Source organism: Aminobacter sp. P4_H6_2 (assembly GCF_056400805.1).
The window spans coordinates 1-3,538 of the sequence record NZ_JBFUKO010000562.1; the positions used below are offsets into that span (position 1 = coordinate 1).

Genomic DNA, 3,538 nt, shown 5'->3' on the forward strand with positions numbered 1-3,538 from the left:
GGCTTGGACAGGTCGAGCCCCGCCGCCTCGAGCGTTGCCTTCAGACGATCAAGCGGCAACAACTCGCCGTTCTCAGACAGCGTGCCGGAAGGCACGTTGCGTGCGCCAGGCATGTGGCCCGAACGCAAGCCGGCGCGCGGTTCCGGATCGGTGCCCTCGAAACGCCCGGCGGAACGCGCGTCGGCGACCTGGGCGCTGCCGGTATCAACCACCTTCCGCATCTCGGCAAGCGAAACGACCTTCGATGCATCGTAGTCGACATGGAAAAAGCCCGGAGCAGTCTTGGTCGGCTCGGCCGTCACCGGCCGCCCAGCCGCCTTCCAGCGATCGAAGCCGCCATCCAGAATGTAGACTTGGAACACGCCCATGATGCGGAACATCCACCACACCCGCGGCGCTGCCATGAACCCCGGCCCGTCATAGATGACGATGGTGTCGTCAGCCGAAATCCCCATCGAACCGGCAAAGCGCGCGAACAGCGAAGGCGAAGGCAAGGTGTGAGGCAAGGCCGAATCCGGGTCGACGACCAGATCCTGGTCGAAGAACACCGCACCGGGAATGTGAGCCGCATCATACTCCGCGCGCGCGTCGCGCTTGAGTGCGGGCATGTACCAGGATGCGTCGACGATCGACAGTCCGGGCGTGCCCAGCCGCTTTTCCAACCAGTCCGCATCAATGACGAAGGCGCTTTTTTCGCTCATGGCAACTTCTCCGGTTCAGTTGGCGGGCATCGCGCCGAAGCGGATGCGGAAGCGGCGGTTTTCGCGCCCCTTCTTTTCGATCTTGCCGATGTGGATCTCGCCGATTTCAGCCGTGCCGGCGACATGGGTTCCGCCGCAGGGCTGGCTGTCGATCGAACCATTATCGCCGATGCAGACCAGTCTGATTTTTCCCGTGCCCGAGGGCGGACGGACGTTCTTGGACTTCACCAGTGTCGGATTGGCAGCAAGCTCGTCATCGGAGATCCACCGCGTGTAAATCGGATGGTTGGCACGGACGAGCGCCATCAACTGCGCCGTCACATCTTCCTTGGTGACGCCGGCATCAGGGAGATCGAAGTCGACACGCGAATCGTCCTCGCTGACCGCAGCCCCGGTGATCGGATATGGGCAAACGACAGTCAGCAGATGGCAAGCGGCATGCATCCGCATCAAAAGATGCCGGCGCGGCCAGTCGATTGCAAGCTTCAGGCGTTCGCCGATCTCAGGCATCGCCTGATCCAGCGCCGGCACGTGGATGATCTCGTCCTTGCTCTCGCCGGTGATGGTCGCAGAAACGGCAATCCGGCTGCCGTCATCGCGAATCAAGGCGCCGGTATCGCCGGGCTGCCCGCCCGAGGTCGCATAAAAGATGGTGCGGTCGAAGATGATGCCGCCGCGGTCGTTGATGCCGACCACATTGGCCTCGGTCTCGCGCAGATAGGCATCTTCGCGAAAAACCGCCTCGGTGGAAAACGCCATCACGCCACCCGCTCGAACGGAACCGAAATCCTGGGCTCGCGCTCCATCCAGTCGGGCACAGGCAGGCTCTTGCCGCGCAGGAATTCCGGATTGAACAGCTTGGACTGGTAACGCGTGCCGAAATCGGCGAGCACGGTGACGATGGTGTGGCCGGGGCCGAGCTGGCGGGCGAGCCTGATCGCCCCGGCAATGTTGATGCCGGTGGAGCCACCGACGCAGATGCCCTCCTCCTGGATCAAGCCAAAGACGATCGGCAGTGCCTCCTCGTCAGGGATCTGAAACGAGAAATCGGGCGTAAAGCCCTCCAGATTGGCGGTGATGCGGCCCTGGCCGATGCCTTCAGTGATCGAGCTGCCTTCGGCCTTGAGCTCACCTGTCGTGTAGAAGCTGTAGAGTGCAGCACCCAACGGATCGGCGAGCGCGATCTTGACGGTGCCACTCTTCGCCTTCAGCCCCATCGCCACGCCAGCCAGGGTTCCGCCAGTACCGACCGCTGAGACAAAGCCATCGACCTTGCCGCAGGTCTGCTGCCAGATTTCTTCCGCTGTCGTGCGCATATGGCCGTCGCGGTTGGCGACGTTGTCGAACTGATTAGCCCAGATGGCCCCGTTCGGTTCGGACTTGGCCAGTTGCTCGGCCAGGCGGCCGGAAACCTTCACATAGTTGTTCGGGTTCTTGTAGGGAACCGCTGGAACCTCGATTAGCTCGGCGCCGAGCAGTCGAAGCGCGTCCTTCTTTTCCTGGCTCTGGGTATCGGGAATGACAATCACCGTACGATAGCCGAGCGCCTTGGCGACAACGGTCAGGCCGATGCCGGTATTGCCGGCCGTGCCTTCGACGATGACGCCGCCGGGCCGGAGCAGGCCGCGCTTTTCGGCATCGCGGATGATGAACAGGCCGGCTCGGTCCTTGACCGACTGGCCGGGATTCATGAACTCGGCCTTGCCAAGTATCTCGCAGCCGGTTTCTTCCGAGGCCCGCTTGAGCCGGATGAGAGGCGTATTGCCGATGGCATCGATCACCGAGCGCATGAAGATTCCTTCCTAATTCGACTGTGAACCCTAGAAATGTGAGGCGGTGCTTTCAAGGGATGAAATTGTCTGGACCAGTCGCATCCGGGCGTCAACGAGCACATGCCCCTATGCTGCGGTCCCAAAACAGCCTTTCCATGTGAATGGGGCCTCGCTAGAGCTTCATAAGCTGCACTGCCGAGGGATTCAAAGTGAGCACATATCGGGCCAATCCAGAAGATGGGGTCGCATGGATTACCGGCGGCAGCACCGGTATTGGCCGCAGCGTTGCCCGCATGCTGGCCAGCAATGGCTACACCGTCGCCGTCACCGTCCGGCCCAGTGATCCGATCGACTCGCTGATCGACGAAACCAAGGGCATGAAGGGTCGTGTACTTTCGTTCCCTTCCGACGTCACCGACGAAGCCGGCATGGCCGCTGTAGTCGCCGCCATCGAGGCGCAGGCTGGCCCCATCGTGCTCGCCATCTTCAATGCCGGGACCTACTTACCCGCGACCGGTGACAACCTGCGCATCGCAGCCTTCCGCCAGAGTTTTGAAGTCAACGTCTTCGGCGTCATCAACGGGCTGGTGCCCGTCATCGAACGCATGCGCAATCGCGGACGTGGCCATGTCGTGTTCATGGGTTCGATCAGCAGCTATTTCGGTTGGCCAACGACGGCTGCCTATGGCGCGACCAAGGCTGCGGTCAACATCATGGCCGAAGCGCTGAAGTTCGACTTCGACAAGATGAACATCCGAACGCAGGTGATGAACCCCGGCTTCATCGACACGCCGCTGACGGAAACAGCACCCTTCTCGATGCCGGCGATGATGCCGGTCGAGGCTGCGGCAGCGCGAATCTGCAAAGCAATACGCAAAAGCGGTTTTGAGGTCACCTTCCCCCGCCGCCTCACCTGGGGCATGAAATTGCTGTTTTTGCTGCCACGGCCTCTGCGGGAAAAGGCGCTACGCATCGCCACGCGGTGGAAGGCCGAACCTTTGGTATACCTCAAGCGTTCGAGCTTCGACTGACGCTCAGTCTTCGCCACGGCTTAGGGTTTGGCGG

General features: G+C 61.7%; 4 protein-coding genes. 1 reads left to right on the forward strand and 3 read right to left on the reverse strand.

The window, feature by feature from the left end:
* The 3 genes from AC1DUU_RS26530 to AC1DUU_RS26540 form a co-directional block, all read right to left on the reverse strand.
* Nucleotides 1–701, reverse strand: a 701-nt coding sequence (locus tag AC1DUU_RS26530) for a sulfurtransferase (RefSeq protein ID WP_476786343.1), incomplete at its 3' end; no start/stop codon positions are given.
* A 15-nt stretch (nucleotides 702–716) separates the two neighbouring features.
* Nucleotides 717–1,460, reverse strand: a complete 744-nt coding sequence (locus tag AC1DUU_RS26535) for an alanyl-tRNA editing protein (protein ID WP_476786344.1) — start codon at nucleotides 1,458–1,460, stop codon at nucleotides 717–719.
* Nucleotides 1,460–2,491: a cysteine synthase A gene (locus AC1DUU_RS26540; RefSeq protein WP_476786345.1), complete on the reverse strand. Its 1,032-nt coding sequence runs from the start codon at nucleotides 2,489–2,491 to the stop codon at nucleotides 1,460–1,462. The genes AC1DUU_RS26535 and AC1DUU_RS26540 overlap by 1 nt, the downstream gene beginning before the upstream one ends.
* A 191-nt stretch (nucleotides 2,492–2,682) precedes the next feature.
* Between AC1DUU_RS26540 and AC1DUU_RS26545 the strand changes: the two genes are divergently transcribed.
* Nucleotides 2,683–3,504: an SDR family NAD(P)-dependent oxidoreductase gene (locus tag AC1DUU_RS26545; protein ID WP_476786346.1), complete on the forward strand. Its 822-nt coding sequence runs from the start codon at nucleotides 2,683–2,685 to the stop codon at nucleotides 3,502–3,504.
* Nucleotides 3,505–3,538 lie beyond the last annotated feature (34 nt).